Raw genomic sequence first — 22,362 nt, forward strand, 5'->3', positions numbered from 1 at the left:
GTTATTACCTTCTACTTAATCAGGCGGCTGTGTACGCCACACGTTGTTCACGATTTAATCCCTGAAGCGCCGACACGTCGACGATCAGCGCCACGCTACCATCACCCAGAATGGTGGCGGCAGAAATACCCGGCACTTTGCGGTAGTTGCTTTCGAGGTTCTTCACCACCACCTGGTGTTGACCAATCAGCTGATCGACCAGCAGCGCGTAGCGGCGGCCCGCGCTTTGCAGGATCACAACGATGCCCTGCGTGGCCTCGGTCTTCGCCCCGTCCACTTCGAACACTTTCCACAGTTCCACCAGCGGCAGGTACTCACCACGCACTTCGAGGACGCGCTCGCCGCCCGCCAGCGGATGCAGATCTTCTTCACGCGGCTGCAGGGATTCCATCACGGCGTTCAGCGGCAGGATAAAGACTTCGTCCGCCACTTTGACGGACATGCCGTCGAGGATCGCCAGCGTCAGCGGCAGCAGGATGCGAATGGTGGTGCCGGAACCCTGTTTAGACTGGATCTCAACGTGGCCGCCCATCTCCTGGATGTTACGTTTCACCACGTCCATGCCAACACCGCGTCCGGAGACGTCGGTCACCTGCTCCGCGGTAGAGAAGCCCGGCGCGAAGATCAGCATGCCCACTTCTTCGTCGGTCATGTTTTCATTAACCGCCATCCCCTGCGAAATCGCTTTTGCCAGGATGCGCTCGCGGTTAAGACCCGCGCCGTCGTCGGTCACTTCGATGCAGATGTTTCCGCCCTGGTGTTCCGCAGAGAGGATCAGGTTGCCGACCGGGGATTTACCGGCAGCAATGCGGTTTTCCGGCAGTTCGATCCCGTGGTCGAGGCTGTTACGCACCAGGTGCGTTAAAGGGTCAATAATGCGCTCGATCAGGCTCTTATCCAGTTCGGTTGAGCTGCCCATCAGGGTCAGTTCAATTTGTTTGTTCAGCTTGCTGGCAAGGTCGCGTACCAGACGCGGGAAGCGGCTGAAGACATATTCCATCGGCATCATACGGATGGACATGACCGATTCCTGCAGGTCGCGGGCGTTACGCTGCAGCTGACCCATGCTGGTAATCAGGTCGCCGTGCGTGACCGGATCCAGTTCGTTAGAACGTTGCGCCAGCATCGACTGGGTGATCACCAGTTCGCCAACCAGGTTAATCAGCTGGTCAACCTTCTCAACGGCAACGCGGATACTGGTTGACTCGCTGGAGCGAGCGGCAGGTTTCTCACCACGTCCACCTGGTGCCGCAGCCTCTTTTGGTACGGCCTTCAGCGCCGGGGCCGCAGGTGCCACAGCCGGTGCGGCGGCCTGAGCCACAACAGCCACCTCTTCCGCAGCGGCAGGGGCGTCAACCGCAGCAGTTTCGGTTTCGAAGGCAATCTGGTCAGCTTCAATCACGAAGCACAACACCGCTACGATATCGTCCTGGCCAATACCGTCATCAAGCGTCGCGGCCAGGCTGTCTTTGCCTTTTACCACGTTGCTTAACTTCGCCAGGTTGCCCAGCTCTTCTTCCAGCAGGTTAACTTCATTCTCTTTGAGGCGTGACAGCACAACGCGCAGTTTTCCCGTCAGTGCAGCGGCTGGCGCGGCCTCATCGACAGCAACCGCATCGACAACGCTCAGTTTCGCCGCAGGGACAACGGCTGCAGCGACCTCACCTTTTGCTTCCAGGGCGAGCTGGCGCAGCGCATTGCAGATGTATTCAAAGCTGGCGGCATCAGGCTCTGCCGAACTTTTATAGGCGTCGAGCTGTTCCTGCATAATATCTTTGGTTTCCAAAAACAGGTTGATAATATCGGTATTGAGCTGCATCTCACCGCGTCGTGCTTCATCAAGCAGGTTTTCCATTAAATGGGTCGTTTCCTGCAGGATGGTAAATCCAAACGTTCCGGCTCCGCCTTTAATAGAGTGCGCCGCACGGAAGATGGCATTGAGCTGCTCGGAGTCCGGTGCTTCGGGCACCAAATCGAGCAAGTGTTGCTCCATATCGGCCAACAATTCGTCGGCTTCATCAAAGAATGTCTGGTAAAAATCGCTAATATCCATGCTCACGCTATCACCTCGGATTGGCTGGTGGCGATGTTGGAACGGCAGCCGAAGGAACGGCCCCAGGCTGTTTTAAATCGTCCAGTGACTCATTCTGACTTTCGGCGTTTTCATGCAGGATGGCCTGCTCCGCCTGCTGGTTCAGCACTAAAAGACTGATACGACGGTTGATGGCATCATCCGGCCCGCGGTCGGAAACGCGCATGGTTGCGGCCATGCCGACTACGCGCAGTACCTTGCCATCATCAAGCCCACCTACCACCAACTCGCGACGCGAGGCGTTGGCACGATCGGCAGAAAGCTCCCAGTTGCTGTATCCCTTCTCCCCACTGGCGTACGGGAAATCATCCGTGTGTCCTGACAGGCTGATTCGGTTAGGAATGCCGTTCAGCACCGGTGCAATGGCACGCAGAATGTCGCGCATATACGGTTCGACTTCCGCACTCCCGGTTTTAAACATTGGGCGGTTCTGGCTGTCGATAATCTGAATACGCAGCCCTTCCTGCACCAGGTCGATCTTCAGATGCGGGCGCAGCGCGCGCAGTTTCGGATCTGCTTCAATCAGCTGATCGAGATCGCCACGCAGTTTCTTCAGACGCGCCTGCTCCATCTTTCTTTTCAGCTCGTCGATGTTCGGCTCTTTTTTCACCTCACCCTTCTGCTGGGTGTAATCATCGCCGCCGCCCGGGATCGGGCTATCGCTGTTAGAGATACGCGGCCCGCCGGCTACCGCCGTTGCCAGCGGCGTGCGGAAATATTCGGCAATCTGGATCAGTTCTTTTGGGCTGGAGATGGAGATCAGCCACATCACCAGAAAGAACGCCATCATTGCCGTCATAAAGTCGGCGTACGCAATTTTCCACGAGCCGTGTGCGCCATGCCCGCCGCCCTTGTGCTTGCGTTTTTTTACGATGACGATCGGATGGGACTGGTTTTTCATGCGTCCTCAGTTGTCGTCTGTTGGTTTGGGTTTTTCACCGCACGCACGTGTTCTTCAAGCTCGATAAACGACGGACGCTCGCTGGAGTAAAGCGTTTTACGGCCAAACTCAACCGCGATCGGTGGCGCGTAACCGTTGAGGTTAGAGAGCAGCGTAATCTTCACGCACTGCATCATTTTGGTGGTTTCGGCGCTCTTCTGGCGCAGAACGCTAGCCAGCGGAGAGATGAAGCCGTACGCCAGCAAAATACCGAGGAAGGTTCCCACCATCGCGTGGGCAATCAGCGCACCGAGCTCGGCTGCCGGACGGTCTGCCGAGGCCAGGGCGTGAACCACCCCCATCACCGCTGCAACGATACCGAATGCAGGAAGCGAGTCGCCCACCAGCGCCAGGCTATTGGCCGGAACTTCTGATTCGCTTTCGTGGGTTTCGATCTCTTCGTCCATCAGCGCTTCGATTTCGAAGGTATTCATGTTGCCGCTGATGATCAGTCGCAGATAGTCGACGATGAAATCCAGCATCATCGCGTCAGCAAGAATACGCGGATAGCTGGCAAAAATTTCGCTCTCTTTCGGGTTTTCGATATCCCGTTCAAGCGAGAACATGCCCTGCTGACGCGACTTCGCCATCAGGCGATAGAGCAGTGCCAGCAGATCCATATACATGCTTTTCGTGTATTTCGAGCGACGGAACAGCAACGGAATTGCTTTCAGCGTGCCCTTGATCGATTTACCGTTGTTACCAACGATAAAAGCCCCTACCCCTGCGCCGCCGATGATAATAAGTTCAGCCGGTTGATAGAGTGCTCCAAGGTGCCCGCCGGTCATCATGTAACCGCCGAAAACTGTACCGAGAACTACCAGGTAACCTAATAAGATAAGCACGACATCATCCTTCCGCTAGTGACTATGGCAAGGATGTCCAGCTCGCAGCGTTGACCGATTGCGGGGTAAAAAAAAGCAGCGGTAATTGCTTACCGCTGCTGGAATCTTTCCCACACGTTCGGGTTAAACAGCCTGTTCGATCTGTTCATCCAGCAGTTGTGGAATAATATCGGCAGCATCCCGGGAAAGTTTACGTCTTTTTACTGCGCGGGATGGAGGCTGACATAAACTACAGGCGAAGCTGCCTGCAGGTTGATGAGCATGGGTAATAAAATTGCCATCGCAGCAGTTGCAGCGCGACAGCTCAAGCATTCCGCTCTCAACAAAACGCACCAGCGTCCATGCGCGGGTCAGCGCCAGCAGAGGGCCTTCTTCCTGCTGTGGGCATTGTTCAAGGTAAAGTTTGTATGCTTTGATCACGGCGTCAACGCCGCTACACAAACCGGTTTTGAGAAGATACTGCCAGGCATTACAGAACATGGAAGCGTGAATATTCTGCTCCCACGTCATAAACCAGTCGGTAGAAAACGGCAGCATGCCTTTCGGCGGGGGACTACCACGTAACTCTTTGTACAGTTTGATGAGACGACCACGGCTCAGCTGAGTCTCGCTTTCCAGCATTTGTAAACGAGCACCCAGTGTAATCAGCTCCATGGCCAACTGTATGTCACGCGCTTCCTGAACAATGCTTTTCTCGCTCATTGCTAGGCCCTTTTCTTACGGGCTACGTCATCAGGCTGGCTGATTTCGTTAAGCAAGCGAGTGGAAAGAAGAATACCGGTATGGATCTGTTGAAGATCGTCCACACGGGACTCCTGCGTCAGACGCGTTATTGTCTGTGAATCATCGAAACGGAACTGGCAAACCAGTTGATTCGTTTCAGCCAGTTTAACCATCTGCGGGAGGGTTAAGCCGCCCAGCATGGTTGCCATTTCTTCGTTAATACCCAGACGAAACATCGCGGACGCCTTGTCCTGACTAATCAAACGCTGCGCGAGCAGTAAATACGACAAATTGATGTCATAGATATGTTTTAGCAACTCGGATGTATGCATTGTTCCCATCCCGAATAACCAACTATTATTTTTATGCGGAAAGACCGCACCCCGTGATGTCGCCGGGAAATCACCCGGTATAAAAAAGAAAAGGCTAAATGCATAGTTGAATTTAGGTTTGTATTCACTGAAACCGTAAGAGAGAAACCGCGAATGCGTCTCTTACATGATTTATCATTTCTTACAAATAACTAAGATTTTTCCTAATTCGACGCAAACTCTACTCGTCAGTTTTGCCACATACAATCCAGCTACCCTCAAATTTAAAAAAAATGTGATCTGTGTCACACAATTTAAGTGAATATGACCCATAAATCCATCAGTATGACTTGTAATTTGTTCAATATTTCGCCAATCAGTACTGTTTTGTATTCTTAATTGACGAATACTCATGCAGACGGGTGATCCAAACTGGCATACAGCGTGCTTTTCCTGCCTTAAGCGACACGCTGAAACATTTACAACAACCCCCTCTTCGGTAAACATTTTTCTTACCGTGAAAAAACATATAGTTATGCAAGAAGTACAAAAAAGATGTTTCAGGACGTGATCATTCGAAATGAGTTTGTAACGCATCAAAACGATTTAACAGTGAAAGCGCGAATTTGTGTGATTTACGTTAAGTTGTTAATTTTTTTCATTTAGACGCATTTTTCAGTTATTCTTCTTATAAGAATAATTAATGAATAATTATGATAAGCTTCACACTAATGTCGTATTCAGCTCTTGCAGAAGTGAAGATTTCGCGGTAAAGGTGGTTAAACGCTGTCTTTCAGACATCTAAGGAGTGCGCCATGAGTTACTCCCATCTTCTTGTTTCCGTAGCAGTTTCCCCCGAAAGTCATCAACTCGTCGCCAGAGCAGTTTCCATTGCCAGGCCCCACAATGCCCGCATCAGCCTTATCACACTGGCCGCAGAGCCTGAGATGTATAATCAGCTGGCCGCCCCCATGCTGGAGGATATTCGTGAGGTTCTTCAGGAAGAAACGCAGCAATTTATGCGCGAATTAGTGGAAAAAGCACAATATCCGATTTATGAGACAATTATTGCGACCGGGGAGCTTAACGCCCATATTCTCGACATGTGTCGCAAACAAAATATTGATTTAGTGATTTGCGGGAATCATAACCACAGCTTTTTTTCGCGCGCAGCCTGCGCGGCGAAATCTATTGTCGCATCAAGCCAGGTCGATGTGCTGTTAGTGCCGCTTGGGGGGTAATTAACCCCCCAGCGGAAAATCAGGCAAGTTTAGGGAAGGTCGCGATCTTTTTTTGCAGATCGCCTTCATGGCTTTGCGGGGCGATATCCCGGAGATCCTGAATAAAACGCGCCTGCCAGTGGTTAATGTCGTTCTTCCGGATCGTCTCCATCATGTCGGCATGGCGGGAAATACGTTCCGTGAGCGGCATTGTCAGGGCACGATTCAGCGCGTTAGCCACGTCATCCCTGTCGTAAGGATTAACAATAAGCGCAGACGTGAGCTCATTTGCAGCCCCGGCAAACTGGGAAAGAACCAGAACACCCGGGTCGGCAGGATCCTGGGCCGCCACATACTCTTTCGCCACCAGGTTCATCCCGTCGCGCAGCGGCGTGACCAGCCCAACGTCCGCATAGCGGAAAACCTTCATCAGGATCTTACGGTCAAAGTGCTGATTCAGGTAAAAGAGCGGCGTCCAGCCCAGCTGACCGTAGCGGCCATTAATGCGCCCTGCCTCTGTTTCCAGCTGGTGGCGAATATCCTGATAGGCCTGAACCTCACCGCGCGACGTCGGCGCGATCTGGGTATAACGGATTTTACCGTGATGCTGCGGATATTTATCCAGCAGCGTTTCATACGCCAGGAAGCGTTCCGGCAGCCCTTTGGAATAATCAAGGCGCTCAACCGAGAAGATATTTTTCACGTGCTTAAGTTCATTCTTAAGCTGCGCAAGCTTCGGCGGCAGCGGACCGGAGGCCTGCTCCGCGATCTCGTCTGGTTCAATTCCTATTGGATACACCTCGGTGTGGAAGGTTTTCCCCCAGGCCGTGTGAGTATTTCCGCCTTTTGTCACCAGACGGGCTTTCCCTGACACGGAGTCAAGGAATGCCAGGCGGTCATTTTCGGTCTGAAAGCCCAGCAAATCGTAATCACACAGCGCCTCCAGCAGCTCTTCATGCGGCGGCAGCGCGGTAAAAATTTCCGGCGTCGGAAAAGGAATGTGCAGGAAGAAGCCAATCCGGTTATTCACCCCCCTCTTTCGCAGCTCTCTCGCGAAGGGTAGCAGGTGATAATCGTGGATCCATAAAATATCGTCTTCTTCTATTAATGGCAGCAGTTTATCCGCCAGCAGCGCATTCACGCGCGAGTAGCCTTCGAAGGATTCACGCTGGAATTTGACCAGGTCAAGACGATAGTGAAACGCAGGCCACAGGACGGCATTCGAGAACTGCGAGTAATACTCGTCATAGTCTTTCTCTTTTAATGCAAATGAAGCCCACGTAATGTTTCCGCGCGTCACTTTTTTAAGCGGCTTCTCTTCTTCACTGATTTCCCCACTCCAGCCAAACCACAGCCCGCCAGCGGCTTTCAAGGCACCTAACACCCCTACCGCCAGGCCACCTGCACTGGCTTTTTTGTCATCAGGCGGTGCGATTCGGTTAGAGACGACGACTAAGCGACCCATAATAGTTTCCCCCTTTGCTTTGCGCTATTTGTTGTTGTTGCTGGTTAGCGATGTCAGATATCCACTGCCAGACGCTGGCGACATCCGCCAGTCGCCATTCGGCAACGGTGTCACCAGGCCCCACCTTGACGGCGATACCTCCGGCCTGATTCACCACGCGAAACCCGGCCTCATCGGTCAGGTCATCCCCTAAGAAAACAGGCGTCCGGCCCTTAAATGGTGCCTCCGCCATAAATGCGGCGATGGCTGCACCTTTATTAATCCCCCTCGGTTTTAACTCGACTACGCATTTGCCCGGCTGCAGCGCCAGCTGTGGATGCGCATCCGCAACCGTATGAGCAAGCGCGAGCACGGCATCTTCGTGCTGCGGCGCCTGACGATAATGCAGGGCAAAGGCCATGCCTTTGGCTTCCAGCTCGGTGCCGGGCAGTACGGCCAGCGCTGCAGAGAGCTGCTTATGCAGCGTTTGCGTGAGTGCGTCGGGGAGTGAAACGATATGCGTGTGATCATGGATGTCGCGGCGCTCCGCTCCGTGTACACCGGCCAGCGGAAAGTGGTAAGGACTGGCGAGCATATCCAGCTCGGCCATTGAGCGCCCTGATATCAATGCCAGTGCTCCCTCGTTCATGAGCGAGAGCTGATGCAAATCCTGTAACACCGCCTCCGGAATAGACACCTGATCGGGGTGCGGTTTTATCCCGGCGAGCGTGCCGTCGAGATCAAAAAAGAAAGCATAATGTCCGGGCAGTACAGGCGGTGCGGTTAACATGTCAGCCACCCTTTTCCTCCTTACGGTTTACGAGAGGTAAACGCCTTTACCTCTTTCATAGCCATGTAAGTATAGACAGTGTGACGTGGCTCGCCATTTGACAACCGCCCCGCCAGTTTTACTGGCGGGGCGGTTCAGGGGTCAACTATGGTTATAAGTTGAGCAATAAAAGACGGGGAAAAGGGTTACACGGTACGCTTCGCTTTTTGCTTGTAACGGTCGAAAATCACCGCTGCCAGCAGGATCAGGCCACGTACCACGTACTGAGAGAACGGCGAAATATTCAGCAGGTTCATGGCGTTCTCCACCGTGCCTAAAATCAGGATACCGGCCACAACATATGAGATTTTTCCGATGCCGCCCTTGAGGGAAACGCCCCCTAAAACGCAGGCTGAAATGACGATCAGCTCATAACCGATAGAGGTCATCGGCTGGCCGCTGGTCATACGCGAAGCCAGAATAATCCCCGCGGCGGCAGAAACCAGCCCTGAGAGCACAAAGATAATAATCTTGGTTCGCACCACCGGCACCCCTGCCAGACGAGCGGCCTCTTCGTTACCGCCAATCGCCAGCGTGTTACGGCCAAAGGTGGTCCGGTTAAGCAGGAAGCCGAACAGGATCAGGCAGGCCACGGTCAGCCAGATAGGCGCGGGCAGACCCAGCCAGTTGGCGTAACCCAGGGTAAAGAAGCGCTCGTCTTCAATCCCCACGGCTTTACCGTCGGAGATGATATAGGCCAGCCCGCGGACAATTTGCATTGTCGCAAGCGTGGTTATCAGGGCGTTAATCTTCAGGCGAGCGATAACAAACCCGTTCACCAGACCGCTGACGACGCCGAGCAGCAGTCCGGCCAGGACGCCAATCCACAGGCTCTCCGTCATGTTGATCACCACGGCCGTCGTGACGCCCGCACAGGCAATCACCGACGCCACCGACAGGTCAAAATCGCCGGAGGCCAGACAGAACAGCATACCGCAGGCCACCATCCCGGACATGGAAATAGCTAGCCCCAGTCCCTTCATATTAATGAAGGTGGCAAAATTAGGGACGAAAATAGCACAGGCGAGGAACAGCGCGGCAAAGACGACCAGCATGCCGTACTGATCCCAGATACGCCCAAAACTCAGCGCCGATTTCGATTTCGGCGCCCCGGATGTAGTAACAGAGGACATCATTAACTCCTTACTCAGGCGACAGCCTGGCTGACTTTAGGCATGGCGAGATTCAACGCCTGTTGTTCATTCGCCTGTTCATGAAGTAATTCACCGGCAATTTCGCCTTCACGCATCACCACAATGCGGTCGGCCACGCCAAGCACCTCCGGCAGATCGCTGGAGGCGAAGAGCACCGCCACGCCGCGTTTTGCCAGTTCATAGATCACGTTATAGATCTCGTGTTTTGCCCCCACATCGATACCGCGCGTCGGCTCGTCCAGCAAAATCACCTTCATATCCTCTGACAGCCAGCGGCCTAAAATGGCTTTCTGCTGATTTCCGCCGGAAAGATTCATGATCAGCTGTTCCGGACCCGGCGTTTTGATATTCAGCGAGCGAATATGGTGGTCGGCGTTGCTCGACTCCCAGCTATCGTTTATCAGGCAGCCTGCGCGAATAAACTTGCGGCGAGCGGAAATATTGATGTTGTCGCGTACCGAATGCACCGGAATGATCCCCTCTGCTTTACGGTCTTCCGGGCAGAGCATCATGCCCGCCCTGATCGCGTGGGCCGGTTTCTGAATATCTATCCGCTCGCCGTCAATGGAGACCTGCCCATCGGTAATACGAGTGCCGCCGAACAAGCCTTTCATTAATTCACTACGCCCCGCGCCCACCAGACCAAACAGGCCGACGATTTCGCCGCTGCGAACCGATAACGAAATCGGCGTTCTGACACCCGGTGCTTTTACGCTATCCAGGCGCAGGCGTTCCGGACCGTACTGGCGCGGCTGCCAGTGATAGATGTCACCCAGCTCGCGTCCGACCATTGCCTGAACCAGCTGGTCATGGTTCACCTGCGCCATGTCGGTAAAGGTGCGCACATAGCGTCCATCTTTAAACACGGTGATGGCATCGCTCAGGGCAAAAATCTCTTCCATTCGGTGCGAAACGTACAGGATCGTACGGCCTTCCTGACGCAATTCGCGGATCACGCGGAACAGATTTTCGATTTCACGCTTAGAGAGCGAACTGGTGGGTTCATCAAAGGCAATAATTCTGGCGTTACGCGCCAGCGCCTTGGCAATTTCAACCATCTGCCACTGGCCGATGGAGAGATATTTCAGCGGCGTCTGGGGATCGACGTCCAGACCCAGGTGTTTAAGCTGCAGCCCCGCTTCATAATTAAGTAGCGAACGATTCACCACGCCGCCTTTATGCGGGAGCTGTCCTAGATAGATATTTTCCGCCACGGTCATCTCAGGGATGAGGTGCAGCTCCTGATAGATAATGGCAACCCCTGCATTGAGCGCCGCCGTGGTATCTGCAAACGCCAACTCTTCGCCGCGAATGGCCAGCGTGCCGGTCGTGGGCGCGTAGTTGCCGCTGAGGATCTTCAACAGCGTGGATTTTCCCGCACCGTTTTCCCCCATCAGGGCGTGAACCTGGCCGGCATAGCAGTCGAAGCTGATATCGGTCAGCGCGTTCACACCGGGGAAGGTTTTCCCGATGCCGCGAAAAGAGAGATACGGATCAGACTGTCGCATAACGTCTCCGTGATTCCTGTAGTGTGTACGTCTGGCCCCTCACGATGTATGAGGGGCGCAATCACAGCGTATTACTTACCGCCCAGTCCTTTTTTCGCCAGCTCCTCTTTGAAGTTGTCGCGGGTGATCAGCACCACGTCGGTCACTTCGGTAAATTTCGGCGGTTCGGCCCCTTTGGTGACCCAGTTGTAGAGCATCTCACTGGATTTGTAGCCGTGAACGTCCGGGCTTGGCAGCAGAGAACCGTAGAAACCGGTAGCCTGCGCTTTGGACAGCTCGCTGACGGCGTCAACGCCGTTGATGCCAATACCGATCACGTCAGGCGCTTTGAAGCCCTGGCCTTCCGTCGCGCGTACCCCCCCCAGCACGGTGTTGTCGTTCATGCCGACCACCAGCCAGTGTTTGACCTCCGGATGCTGGACGAGCATAGAGTTCGCGGCGTCGAAAGCGCCTGGGATATCGTTGGATTTTGTTGGGACCTTATAGATCTGTTTTTCCGGGAAGCCGGCTGCTTTTAGCGCATCCATTGAACCGGTAGTACGACGACGTGCGGTGTCCAGCTCGTCAGCCGTGATAGCCATCACCGCGGTCTCTTTGACATCCCAGCCGCGCTTTTGCATCTCTTTATAGAGCTCCTGGCCCTGGCGTTCGCCAATTTTTGTCGCCGCCATCATGACCAGCGGGACGGTATCCATCGGCTTGCCTTTAGCGTTGACGAACTGATCGTCAACCGCGATGACCTTCATGTCGTAACCGCGCGCCTTCGCCGCAATCGCCGATCCCAGCTTTGGATCAGGGGTACAGATAACGAAACCTTTTGCACCGCTGGCCGCAAGGCTGTCGATGGCGTTCAGGGTTTTTTCGCCGTCAGGCACGGCGATTTTAATGACTTCAAAACCTAAATCTTTCCCGGCTTTATCTGCGAATTTCCACTCAGTCTGGAACCAGGGCTCTTCGGGCTGTTTTACCAAAAAACCGAGTTTTAAATTCTCAGCGATAGCGGATTGTGACATAACGGCAGCCAGACCGATGGCCGCCAGCGCTTTAGTAAATTTGTGCATGGTAAACTCCAGCTTTAGCATTCTTTTCTGTAGGGAATATGTGCGTGCTTCTAATTTAATCGGACTTAAAACAAGGCATTAGCGCTTACCTCGTCATAAGCGTTATTGCTGGTGATAGTTTTAGCGGGAAATTAATCATCCATAAGAGAGCCCCATCACACCGCAGAATTACAGTAATTGCGTACATAAATTCAGCGAAAAATGACATAAAAAAGGCAGGATTTGTCTGACAAATAGAAGGGGGTTAAGCAGAATTATCCATAAGATTAGCTAAGATATCCCTGATGCTCCTCAGCGGGCAAAACGGCGCCTGGCGTTAAACGGGTTCACATGCTGTTTTATCAAGAATGTATAACGCACCAGGAAAAACGTTATTCCGCAGAATTTGATTTAGCGCAATTTTATTGGCACATCATATATTCGAAACGATTAAGCCGTATTTCTCTTTTTCACGGAGCATTATTCCAACTTAATATTTTCGAAAGAGTAACAGTGTGTCACCTCAGTAAAAAACCTTAATATTTAGACACTTAAAAAGCACTCACTTCATGGCGAGCTAATTGCTTTTCTGTACTATATTAAGCTTTGTAATGTATGGTAAACACAGCCTAATTAAGAGTTTTCTTAGACCACTGACAAGGGTATGCTTATTTATATCGAACACAGGAAGTGTATTTCGGTCGACTTCGGTCACGGCAGAATGTGTATTTCTGCTCTTTTCTTCATATTTGCCTGGCGCTCAGGTTAAGCAACGGACATCACGTCCCACAGTCAATAAGGATATGAGTATGGCTACCCAAACGATGATGCAAAAACTTAACGCGCAGATGAACCTTGAGTTCTACGCCTCGAATCTGCACCTTCACTTAAGTGCATGGTGTGCCGAGAATAGCCTCACGGGATCTGCCACATTCTTTCGCTCTCAGGCGCAAAGTAACGTCACTCATATGATGCGTGTCTTTAACTTCCTGAAAGCCGCAGGGGCAAATCCTGTCGTTAAAGCTCTTGATGGGATCAACGAGAACTACTCTTGCCTGGAAGAACTGTTTCAGAAAACGCTTGAAGAGTATGAACAACGCTGCAGCACCCTCAGCAAACTGGCCGATGAAGCCAAAGCGCAGCAGGACATTACGACGCTCAGATTCTTACGCGATATGGATAAAGAGCAGCAGCAGGATGGCCTTCTGCTGAAGACGCTGGCGGATGAGATCCATAATGCGCAGCAGGCGGGTTTATGTCCTGAGCAAACCGACCGTCATCTGCTCGACATCGTGGCGGTGCAGCACCACTGAGTTTTTTGGCCTGCTCCCATCCGGAGGAGCAGGCTCCCTTCCCCTCTCCAACCTTCTGCTTTTGCTGAAATTTAACAAATCAGATCTGGCTCCCAATGATTAACCACACAACGTGTGATGATTTATTTAGTTACATAATCATTGACGAGGGAGCATCATGATCACCATTGAGTTTGTTGTCATTCTCCTCTGCCTGCTGACGGGTACGCGTTTCGGCGGAATGGGGCTTGGGTTAATCAGCGGTATTGGTCTTTTTATTTTATGTTTTGTCTTTGGTCTGCAGCCGGGTAAACCGCCGGTTGACGTTATGCTGACCATCCTTGCGGTGATTGGCTGTGCCGCTACCCTGCAAACGGCGGGTGGTCTCAACGTCATGATGCAGTTTGCTGAACGTCTTCTGCGCAAACACCCGCAGCACATCACCCTGCTCGCCCCTTTCACCACCTGGATGCTGACCTTTCTGTGCGGCACCGGGCATGTGGTCTACACCATGTTCCCCATCATTGCGGATATCGCCCTGAAAAAAGGGATCCGCCCGGAGCGCCCTATGGCCGTGGCATCGGTCGCGTCGCAGATGGCGATCACGGCCTCCCCCGTTTCCGTTGCCGTCGTGTCGCTGGTCTCCATCCTGGCGGCCCAGCATGGGCTCGGCCACGCGTGGGGGATCCTGGAAATACTTGCCGTCTCGGTTCCCGCTTCACTTTTTGGCGTGGCCATAGCGGCCCTGTGGAGCTTACGCCGTGGGAAAGATCTGGCCGATGACATGGAGTTTCAGGAAAAGCTGAAAGATCCTAAGCAGCGCGAATTTATCTACGGCGGAACGGAGACGTTAATGAATCAACGTTTTCCTAAACAGGCCTACTGGTCCACGTGGATTTTCTTTGCCGGTATTGCCGTGGTCGTTCTGTTGGGTGCATTCCCTGAACTGCGCCCCGCCTTTGAAGTGAAAGGCAAAATGACGGCGCTGTCGATGAACCTTGTCATTCAGATGATGATGTTAATTGCGGGCGCGGTGATGCTGATGGCCTGCAAGGTCAATGCGTCGGCCATTTCCAACGGCGCGGTATTCAAAGCCGGTATGGTCGCGATCTTCTCGGTGTTCGGCGTGGCGTGGATGAGCGATACCTTTTTTCAGGCACATCTCGAGGAGTTAAAGCTGGCGCTGGAAGGCGTGGTGAAAAGCCACCCGTGGACGTATGCCATTGTACTGTTTCTGGTGTCGAAACTGGTGAACAGCCAAGCGGCGGCGCTGACGGCCGTTGCGCCTATGGGCCTCATGCTGGGCATCGACCCGAAAATGCTGATCGCCTTTTTCCCGGCATCATACGGCTATTTTGTGCTGCCAACCTATCCAAGTGATTTGGCCTGCATCGGCTTTGACCGGTCAGGCACGACCCGCATCGGGAAATTTATCATCAACCACAGCTTCATTTTGCCAGGGCTGATTGGCGTGAGCTGCGCGTGCGCGGCGAGCTACCTGCTGGTCCAGACGTTCTTCTGACAGCATCAAAGGGCGACACGTACCGTCGCCCATTTCCCTGCTTTAGTGGGATTCACCCTGCGGCGTGAATCGCAGTTCGATCAGCGCGATGGCTTTCTGGATCGCACGAAGCGTTACCGGATCTGCGGCAGCAGGATGGCTGGCGAAATCGATGTTTTTGAGCTGGGTAGACATCTTCTCGCGCACTTCGACCGGCGCAATCACGTCCAGAACATCAAGGATTTGTTTGATAACCAGCTGACAGGCGACAACGTCAGAGACAAGTTCCTGATCGGCGCTCAGGTTTTGTGACATGGGGGCTTTCTCCTTATTTAAAGGCCGCCATAGTACCAAAACACGCCCCCTGACATCTTCCCTTCAACGCCTGCAGGTATAAAAAAACCTGCCGAAGCAGGTTTTTTTATCAGAACATGGCGCCCGGCGGCACGTCTTTGAACGTGCGGCAGTAATTGGCCCACATGCTTTTCAGGATTTTGCGCAGTTTCACGATGAGGCTCCATTAACTTGTTATACAACTTTATTGTCAATGCGCCTATAATATGACCACTGTCTCAAAAATCAATATTTTTGTGATTCACATCACAATTTTCTTAGCGTGTGGCCTGACAGCGTTCATCCCGGACCCGTTGCAAAGAGTGAGGGCAGATTGTCCGGCTATTCCAGGCATTGCAGCGGACATCTGCGGGTACGATAACGTATTTCCATCCACTCAGAGCGAACCATGAAAAGAGTCATTGTAGCCGGCACACTCCTGCTGCTCGCGGGGTGCAGTATTAACCGCCAGGCTGAAGTCAGCAGCCTCGACGCGCCGAACGGCATCGTCCGCCTCGACTACGGCCAGGCAGCGCTGCAAAATGCGTATTCCGATGAGTATGTGAATAACGGCACGGCGGCAAAAGCGTGTCAGAGCATGGGGTATGCCACCGCCTCAGCCTATGGTCAGCCCATTAAAACCTGTACCCTGACAAGCGGTTCTCTGTGCCTGAACGAGAGCGTGACTATCCAGTACAAATGTATGGGTTACGCCGTTAATCCTAAGTCAAATAATCCGTGGTATTAATCGAAGCTGCCAGCGTGTGCTGGCAGTTTATTTCATTATGAACAAAAATAATTCTCATTAATACATTATAAAAATCGCCAATGCGTTTTATTCCCATTCGTATTTTGAATAAATAAAATAATAATTTTACGTTTTGCAAATAATTAAATAACAAATTATAGTGTCGCTCATTGTGGACCAGAAATAATAATCCGGAGCGTCAACATGCTGAAAACTGAAATGATCGACAAGCTCAACGCACAAATGAATCTTGAGCTTTTTTCATCCCTGCTCTACCAGCAGATGAGCGCCTGGTGCAGCTACCACAGCTTCGAAGGTGCGGCCGCGTTTCTGCGTCGTCACGCTCAGGAAGAGATGACCCACATGCAGCGTCTGTTTGATTATCTGACAGATACGGGCAGCCTGCCGCGCATTGACACCGTGGCCTCACCGTTTGCTGAGTATAATTCTCTCGATGAACTGTTCCGCGCCACCTACGAGCACGAGCAGCTGATCACCCAGAAAATTAACGAACTGGTTCATGCTGCGATGACCAGCCAGGATTATCCAACCTTTAATTTCCTGCAGTGGTACGTCGCTGAACAACACGAAGAAGAGAAGCTGTTTAAATCCGTGCTGGATAAATTATCGCTGGTGGGGAAATCCGGTGAAGGTCTTTACTTTATTGATAAAGAACTTTCCACTCTCGATACTCAGAATTAATATCAGCGCGGTGCGGGTTCCCTGCACCGCGTTAATTTACATACACCCCGCACAGCTGGTGCAGCGCCAGTCGTGGGGATTCACGGCCTGGTAAAAATAGCGGTAGCTGGCCGTCTCGAGCGGAATACCCACCTCGAAGAACATATCCGTTAACCAGTCGACATTCTCGATTATCCACTCATCTTCCTGTAAGCCTTGCGCAAAGGTTTCATCTTCAGGATCGATAACCGAATAGATCCCCCAGGTGCCCATATCCTTTTCGCAACGGGACTCGGGAAGATTCAGGGGCTGGTTCTGCCAGCTGATTATCCAGTGGCCATGGCACAACAGGTTACCTCCCCGACTCCACGCCGCGGTAAAAGGATTCTCACCTGCCATAAAACCCTCACTTAATTTGATAATTTATACTTATTGTTTACGTTACGCCGGAACGTCGCGCAGCAACATTGCCCTTATGAAGTAGGCAGAGGCCTATAAAGGATCAGAGGGTCATTATTTCGTAAATCATTCATTACACTACTTGTAACGGTGATTTGACGAATTACGGCTTTTCCCTTACTCTGCGCCGCAGATTTTGTCGCGGTTAAGCATCGTTGTAGAGGAAAGCGTGAAAAACAGAACCCTGGGAAGTATTTTTATCGTCGCCGGAACGACGATTGGCGCAGGAATGCTGGCAATGCCACTGGCGGCCGCGGGCGTGGGATTTGGCATGACCCTGCTGCTGCTAGGAACGCTCTGGGCGCTGATGTGTTACACCGCCCTGCTGCTGCTTGAGGTTTACCAGCACGTGCCCGCTGACACCGGTCTGGGTTCGCTTGCGGCGCGCTATCTGGGACGCTACGGCCAGTGGATAACCGGCTTTAGCATGATGTTCCTGATGTACGCCCTGACCGCCGCTTACATTAGCGGCGCTGGGGAATTGATTGCCTCCAGCGTCAACGACTGGTTTGGCTCTGACATTCCCCCTGCAACGGGCGCCATCTTCTTTGCACTCATCGGCGGCGGCGTGGTCTGCGTGGGAACGTCGCTGGTCGATCTGTTTAACCGCTTTCTGTTCAGCGCCAAAATTCTCTTCCTCATTATCATGCTGGTGCTGCTGGCCCCGCACGTGCACAAGGTCAACCTGCTTACGCTGCCGCTGGAAAAAGGTCTGGCGCTCTCCGCTATCCCGGTCATTTTCACCTCGTTTGGCTTCCACGGCAGCGTGCCGAGCATCGTCAGCTATATGAACGGCGATATCCGCAAGCTGCGCCGCGTTTTTGTTATCGGCAGCGCGATCCCGCTGATCGCCTATATTTTCTGGCAGTTGGTAACGCTGGGCAGCATTGACTCTTCAACCTTTATTGGGCTCATGGCGCAACACGCTGGCCTGAACGGTTTTCTGCTCGCCCTGCGCGAGGTCGTCACCTCCCCGCACGTTGAGCTGGCGGTACACCTGTTTGCCGACCTGGCGCTGGCAACCTCGTTCCTGGGCGTGGCGCTCGGCCTGTTTGATTACCTGGCCGACCTGTTCCAGCGTCGTAATACCGCCGCGGGACGGTTACAGACGGGCGCAATCACCTTCCTGCCGCCGCTGGCGTTCGCGCTGTTTTACCCACGCGGGTTTGTGATGGCGCTGGGGTACGCAGGGGTAGCGCTCTCGATCCTTGCCCTCCTCCTCCCCTCCCTGCTGGCATGGAAAAGCCGTCAGCAGCACTCTCAGCAGGGGTACCGCGTGGCGGGCGGAAAACCGCTGCTGTGCGTTGTGTTTGGCTGCGGGGTGGTGATTATTCTGGTGCAGGTGTTGATTGCAGCAGGGATGCTGCCGGAAGTGGGTTGAATTGTTTATCTCAATGGCAAGTCCATTTTATATGTAATATCGGGGGATAATTCCGTTCACTTATACTCTTCTGCTACCTGTTTTGCCCGCTGCGGTGAACGTGTTAAGGGGGCTATCGCCGCCCCCTTAACAATCCCGGCTCCCGGCAAGAAAATCGCCGCTTCGCGGTGCCCTCATCTTATTCCTTACGGCTTTTCGGGGACGGGCGGATGCAACGTCCCTGTAAAGCCGCCCTCGCCGCGCATCCGTGCGCGTCGCCCCGGCCTCCAGGAAACGATTCGGCGATTTTAGCCGGACTCCCGCTCCCTCCACCTTCTTCATAGTCTGCATGGGGCACGGGGGTTGCATCCCCGCTAAAATCGGCGAACCGGAGACCGGGGGACAAGGGCTGGACGCCATGGATGGCGGCCAGAGGCGAAGCGAGACAGGATGTCGAGTTGAGCCGACCGCAGGCAGACGGTCGTGAGGTGAGCGCAGTGCGAAGCACCGATTTTCCGCGGGGCCGCGGGGATCGATAAGGGGGCCGCGGTAGCCCCCTTATCTCGTTCACAGGTAAAGATCGTATTATTTTCTACTGACTGGAGGTGAACGAAACAAATCCACCTAAGTTAATAAAAAATTGATCAGTGCAAACAGCAGCTCTTAAACTTCTTCCCGCTGCCGCAAGGACACGGATCGTTACGCCCGACTTTCGTACCGTTCACAATCGGCTTCTTCGCTTCCGGCTGCTGCGGGTTGTTTACCCAGTAATTATACAGGCGCAGCGCCGCAGGCTGGATGCTCTCGATGCTGGCGATATATTCCTCTTCGGACAGTTCATCCAGCTTTTCGCTGTTCTCTTCCGTCCCGTGCAGCGCAATCACATCAAGATCGGCCTTCAGGGCTTCCGGCAAGGCAGACCAGTCCGTCAGCGCCACGCCGCGCATGTAGCCATAGCACCACTCTTCCACCACGGTATAGCTCTCGCCGTTCACGTCGTTATAGCCAAACATCGGTTCAAACTGATCCGGGTATTCGCTCAGGCGCTCGGCAATATCGTTCATGTGCTTAAAGCAGAGATCGATAAAACGGTTCATCTCACGATCGTTTTTCCAGCGCGGAATGTACTTTTCGCCACCCCACACCGCCACCAGCCAGGCATCTGGCTCAACGACAACAGGACCGGAAAGCACTGCGGTAAGCATGCCGTCCAGTTCGGACACGTCAATCACGGACGCGTCATCATGACCGTAAGACATTAACGTCTCTTCAAGCCACGCCATTTCGCTTTCATTCAATGGGCCTTCAGTCATCGCTGATACTCCTGCAAAAAAGGAAACGATCCTAACACATATCTCACCCCTCTCCGGGCTGAAGTTTAGGTCTTTATTGCTGCAAAAACGTGCAAACCGTGACCTTTGCACAACTTATGGGCTTTATTGTTAACGATATGTGATCTCCGCTGTAATTTCTTCTCCTCCCCTAAGGCGGCATAACGCGGCGCTCTATACTCAAACATGTCACATGCCCGTCAATGGGTTAGCCATTCTGGCAACGTTTTTGCTTAACGTTCTTCGCGCGTCTCTGCGCAGGGAAATCTCGCCGTAATATGCAGGATGCCGTCTGTATCTTGTTCGTTTAGTGCATTTTGTTCTTGCTCGTGTTTCGGATTGGCTGCGCCGTCGGGCGTTCGGGTTTACGCCGTGGTGCAAAAACCTCTTTGCTAAGGAACATAATAATGTCGCTGAAATTTATCAGAACTCCTCTTTCTCTTGTGTTGGCCGGTTGCCTGGTGACGGCGTTTTCCGCCCGGGCAGATATTGTGATTGGCGTGGCCGGGCCGTTCACGGGTCCGAATGCCACCTATGGCGATCAGTACTGGCACGGCGCAACGCAGGCCGCTGAAGACATTAATGCCGCAGGCGGCATTAACGGCGAGAAGATCAAACTGGTTCAGGGGGATGATGCCTGCGAGCCCAAGCAGGCCGTGGCCGTCGCTAACCGTTTAGTTGACCAGGATAAAGTCAACGCCGTGGTCGGCCATTTCTGCTCCTCTTCCACCATGCCCGCCTCCGAGGTGTATAGCGATGCGGGCATTATTACGATTACCCCCGGCTCCACTAACCCGCTGATTACCGAACGCGGTATGAGCGACATGTTCCGCATGTGCGGCCGCGACGACCAGCAGGGCCAAGTTGCCAGCGACTTCATCATCGACAAGCTGAAAGCCAAGCGCGTGGTGATTATTCACGACAAAGACACCTATGGTCAGGGTCTGGCTGACGCCACCAAAGCGGCGCTGGCGAAACGCGGGGTTCAGGATGTGATGTACGAAGGGTTATCCCGCGGTGAAAAAGACTTTAACGCGCTGGTCACCAAGATCGGCGCGCAAAAACCGGACGTCGTATTCTTCGGTGGCTGTCACCCGGAAGCCGGTCCGCTGGTTCGCCAGATGCGTGAACAGGGCGTGCAGGCCAAATTCTTCTCCGGCGACTGTATCGTCAACGAGGAGATGGTGACCGCGGCGGGCGGCCCGCAGTACACCAACGGCATTTACATGACCTTCGGTAAAGACCCGCGCCTGATCCCGGACGGCAAAGCGGTTATAGAGAAATTCCGCGCCGGTAAATTCGAGCCGGAAGGTTACACCCTTTACTCCTATGCCTCCGTACAGGCCATTGCCGCGGCCTTCAAGGCCACCGGCGGCAAGGACTCTGCCAAAGCCAGCGAGTGGCTAAAGGCCAATTCCGTCGACACGGTGATGGGCAAAAAAGCCTGGGACAGCAAAGGCGACCTGAAGGTCTCTGACTACGTGGTTTACCAGTGGGACGACAAAGGAAAATATAAGGAAGTGCAGTAACGGGACGGAGTCACGCTCAACGTCGGCGGGCCTGCCCGTCGGCGCGTAATAAACATCAGGCTGCGCGTCTCGCGCGGCCCATAAAACGAGCGCGCTAAGATGAGTACATTCTTCCTGCAACAGTTAATCAATGGCTTAACGCTGGGTTCCGTCTACGGCCTGATCGCCATCGGCTATACCATGGTGTACGGCATTATCGGCATGATTAATTTCGCCCACGGCGAAGTGTATATGATTTCCGCCTATCTCTGCGCCATTGGCCTGGCGCTGCTCTCGTTCTTCGGACTGCAGTCCTTCCCGCTGCTGATCCTCGGGACGCTGGTGTTCACGATTGTGGTCACCGGGGTGTACGGCTGGACCATCGAGCGTATCGCCTACAAGCCGCTGCGTAACTCCACGCGCCTGGCGCCGCTGATCTCCGCCATCGGGATGTCGCTTATCCTGCAAAACTACGCGCAGCTGAGCCAGGGCCCGCGCCAGCAAGGGGTGCCGACCATGCTGGACGGCGTGATTCGCCTGCATCTGGGCGACGGGTTCGTGCAGATAACCTACACCAAAGTGTTTATTCTGGTGGCCTCGTTTGCCGGCATGCTGGTGCTCACCTGGATAATCAATCGTACCCGGCTGGGGCGAATGTGCCGCGCGGTCCAGCAGGATTGTAAGATGGCCTCCATTCTGGGGATTAACACCGACCGGATTATTTCGCTTGTCTTTGTTATCGGCGCGGCGATGGCGGGCCTGGCGGGGGTGCTGATCACCATGAACTACGGCACCTTTGATTTCTACGTCGGGTTCGTGATCGGTATAAAAGCCTTTACGGCGGCGGTACTCGGCGGCATCGGCTCCCTCCCTGGCGCCATGCTCGGTGGCCTTATCCTGGGCGTGGCGGAAGCCCAGTTTTCGGGCATGGTGAACTCGGACTATAAAGACGTCTTCTCGTTCAGCCTGCTGGTCATGATCCTTATTTTCCGTCCCCAGGGACTGCTCGGGCGCCCGGTTGTGGCCAAGGTGTGAAGGAGAGA

General features: G+C 53.6%; 22 protein-coding genes. 8 read left to right on the top strand and 14 right to left on the bottom strand.

Features of this window, described 5'->3' with window-relative positions; all coding sequences use genetic code 11:
* Positions 1 to 19: 19 nt before the first annotated feature.
* The 5 genes from cheA to flhD form a co-directional block, all read right to left on the bottom strand.
* Positions 20 to 2,059, bottom strand: coding sequence for a chemotaxis protein CheA (gene cheA / locus KGP22_RS13250; protein ID WP_223579441.1), 2,040 nt, complete (start codon positions 2,057 to 2,059; stop codon positions 20 to 22).
* 4 nt (positions 2,060 to 2,063) lie between these two features.
* Positions 2,064 to 2,993, bottom strand: coding sequence for a flagellar motor protein MotB (gene motB, locus KGP22_RS13255; RefSeq protein ID WP_109845187.1), 930 nt, complete (start codon positions 2,991 to 2,993; stop codon positions 2,064 to 2,066).
* Positions 2,990 to 3,877, bottom strand: coding sequence for a flagellar motor stator protein MotA (gene motA / locus KGP22_RS13260; RefSeq protein WP_008500417.1), 888 nt, complete (start codon positions 3,875 to 3,877; stop codon positions 2,990 to 2,992). Before motA ends, motB begins: the two co-directional genes overlap by 4 nt.
* 123 nt (positions 3,878 to 4,000) lie before the next feature.
* Complete coding sequence (gene flhC, locus KGP22_RS13265) at positions 4,001 to 4,579, bottom strand: flagellar transcriptional regulator FlhC (protein WP_013096051.1); 579 nt, start codon at positions 4,577 to 4,579, stop codon at positions 4,001 to 4,003.
* 2 nt (positions 4,580 to 4,581) lie between these two features.
* A complete protein-coding gene (gene flhD, locus KGP22_RS13270) occupies positions 4,582 to 4,932 on the bottom strand; it encodes a flagellar transcriptional regulator FlhD (protein WP_008500415.1) in 351 nt (116 codons plus the stop codon).
* Positions 4,933 to 5,726: 794 nt separating this feature from the next.
* On the opposite strand from flhD, the gene uspC reads away from it, so the two are divergent.
* Positions 5,727 to 6,152, top strand: a complete 426-nt coding sequence (gene uspC / locus KGP22_RS13275; protein ID WP_223579444.1) for a universal stress protein UspC — start codon at positions 5,727 to 5,729, stop codon at positions 6,150 to 6,152.
* Between the two features lie 19 nt (positions 6,153 to 6,171).
* On the opposite strand, the gene otsA is transcribed toward uspC, so the two are convergent.
* From otsA to araF, 5 genes are all read right to left on the bottom strand, one after another.
* Entirely contained in the window at positions 6,172 to 7,596 is a 1,425-nt protein-coding gene (otsA, locus tag KGP22_RS13280) for an alpha,alpha-trehalose-phosphate synthase (RefSeq protein ID WP_223579447.1), read from the bottom strand.
* Positions 7,571 to 8,374: a trehalose-phosphatase gene (otsB, locus tag KGP22_RS13285; RefSeq protein ID WP_223579450.1), complete on the bottom strand. Its 804-nt coding sequence runs from the start codon at positions 8,372 to 8,374 to the stop codon at positions 7,571 to 7,573. The genes otsA and otsB overlap by 26 nt, the downstream gene beginning before the upstream one ends.
* Positions 8,375 to 8,550: 176 nt before the next feature.
* A complete protein-coding gene (gene araH / locus KGP22_RS13290; RefSeq protein WP_223579453.1) occupies positions 8,551 to 9,537 on the bottom strand; it encodes an L-arabinose ABC transporter permease AraH in 987 nt (328 codons plus the stop codon).
* Positions 9,538 to 9,551: 14 nt separating this feature from the next.
* Entirely contained in the window at positions 9,552 to 11,066 is a 1,515-nt protein-coding gene (gene araG, locus KGP22_RS13295) for an L-arabinose ABC transporter ATP-binding protein AraG (RefSeq protein WP_223579456.1), read from the bottom strand.
* Between the two features lie 71 nt (positions 11,067 to 11,137).
* A complete protein-coding gene (gene araF, locus KGP22_RS13300; protein WP_003859687.1) occupies positions 11,138 to 12,127 on the bottom strand; it encodes an arabinose ABC transporter substrate-binding protein AraF in 990 nt (329 codons plus the stop codon).
* Positions 12,128 to 12,915: 788 nt separating this feature from the next.
* Here araF and KGP22_RS13305 point away from each other — a divergent pair.
* Together KGP22_RS13305 and KGP22_RS13310 are read left to right on the top strand one after the other, a co-directional pair.
* Positions 12,916 to 13,419: a non-heme ferritin-like protein gene (locus KGP22_RS13305; RefSeq protein WP_111964842.1), complete on the top strand. Its 504-nt coding sequence runs from the start codon at positions 12,916 to 12,918 to the stop codon at positions 13,417 to 13,419.
* Positions 13,420 to 13,576: 157 nt separating this feature from the next.
* Positions 13,577 to 14,920: an anaerobic C4-dicarboxylate transporter gene (locus tag KGP22_RS13310; RefSeq protein WP_111964843.1), complete on the top strand. Its 1,344-nt coding sequence runs from the start codon at positions 13,577 to 13,579 to the stop codon at positions 14,918 to 14,920.
* Positions 14,921 to 14,962: 42 nt separating this feature from the next.
* Here the strand turns inward: KGP22_RS13310 and KGP22_RS13315 are convergent, their stop codons facing one another.
* Both KGP22_RS13315 and azuC read right to left on the bottom strand, forming a co-directional pair.
* Positions 14,963 to 15,214: a DUF2766 family protein gene (locus KGP22_RS13315; protein ID WP_008500405.1), complete on the bottom strand. Its 252-nt coding sequence runs from the start codon at positions 15,212 to 15,214 to the stop codon at positions 14,963 to 14,965.
* Between the two features lie 109 nt (positions 15,215 to 15,323).
* Positions 15,324 to 15,407, bottom strand: a complete 84-nt coding sequence (gene azuC / locus KGP22_RS13320; RefSeq protein ID WP_014884364.1) for a stress response protein AzuC — start codon at positions 15,405 to 15,407, stop codon at positions 15,324 to 15,326.
* A gap of 234 nt (positions 15,408 to 15,641) precedes the next feature.
* Here azuC and yecR point away from each other — a divergent pair, with 234 nt between their 5' ends.
* Together yecR and ftnA are read left to right on the top strand one after the other, a co-directional pair.
* Positions 15,642 to 15,980, top strand: coding sequence for a YecR family lipoprotein (gene yecR, locus KGP22_RS13325; protein WP_111964844.1), 339 nt, complete (start codon positions 15,642 to 15,644; stop codon positions 15,978 to 15,980).
* Positions 15,981 to 16,184: 204 nt separating this feature from the next.
* Positions 16,185 to 16,682 (top strand): non-heme ferritin, encoded by a 498-nt coding sequence (gene ftnA / locus KGP22_RS13330; RefSeq protein WP_111964846.1) that lies wholly within the window; start codon positions 16,185 to 16,187, stop codon positions 16,680 to 16,682.
* Positions 16,683 to 16,718: 36 nt separating this feature from the next.
* On the opposite strand, the gene KGP22_RS13335 is transcribed toward ftnA, so the two are convergent.
* A complete protein-coding gene (locus KGP22_RS13335; protein WP_111964847.1) occupies positions 16,719 to 17,060 on the bottom strand; it encodes a hypothetical protein in 342 nt (113 codons plus the stop codon).
* 229 nt (positions 17,061 to 17,289) lie between these two features.
* Here KGP22_RS13335 and tyrP point away from each other — a divergent pair, with 229 nt between their 5' ends.
* A complete protein-coding gene (gene tyrP, locus KGP22_RS13340; RefSeq protein ID WP_223579459.1) occupies positions 17,290 to 18,501 on the top strand; it encodes a tyrosine transporter TyrP in 1,212 nt (403 codons plus the stop codon).
* A 623-nt stretch (positions 18,502 to 19,124) separates the two neighbouring features.
* Here the strand turns inward: tyrP and KGP22_RS13345 are convergent.
* Positions 19,125 to 19,793 carry a YecA family protein gene (locus KGP22_RS13345; RefSeq protein WP_149366565.1) on the bottom strand — a complete coding sequence of 223 codons (669 nt, stop codon included), beginning with the start codon at positions 19,791 to 19,793 and terminating at the stop codon, positions 19,125 to 19,127.
* A 425-nt stretch (positions 19,794 to 20,218) separates the two neighbouring features.
* Between KGP22_RS13345 and KGP22_RS13350 the strand changes: the two genes are divergently transcribed.
* Positions 20,219 to 21,340 carry a branched-chain amino acid ABC transporter substrate-binding protein gene (locus KGP22_RS13350; protein WP_048992270.1) on the top strand — a complete coding sequence of 374 codons (1,122 nt, stop codon included), beginning with the start codon at positions 20,219 to 20,221 and terminating at the stop codon, positions 21,338 to 21,340.
* Between the two features lie 99 nt (positions 21,341 to 21,439).
* On the top strand, positions 21,440 to 22,354 hold the full coding sequence (locus KGP22_RS13355) for a branched-chain amino acid ABC transporter permease LivH (protein WP_223579462.1): 915 nt from the start codon (positions 21,440 to 21,442) through the stop codon (positions 22,352 to 22,354).
* Positions 22,355 to 22,362 lie beyond the last annotated feature (8 nt).

It is taken from the genome of Enterobacter sp. JBIWA005, from assembly GCF_019968805.1.
Classification (GTDB): Bacteria; Pseudomonadota; Gammaproteobacteria; order Enterobacterales; family Enterobacteriaceae; genus Enterobacter; species Enterobacter vonholyi.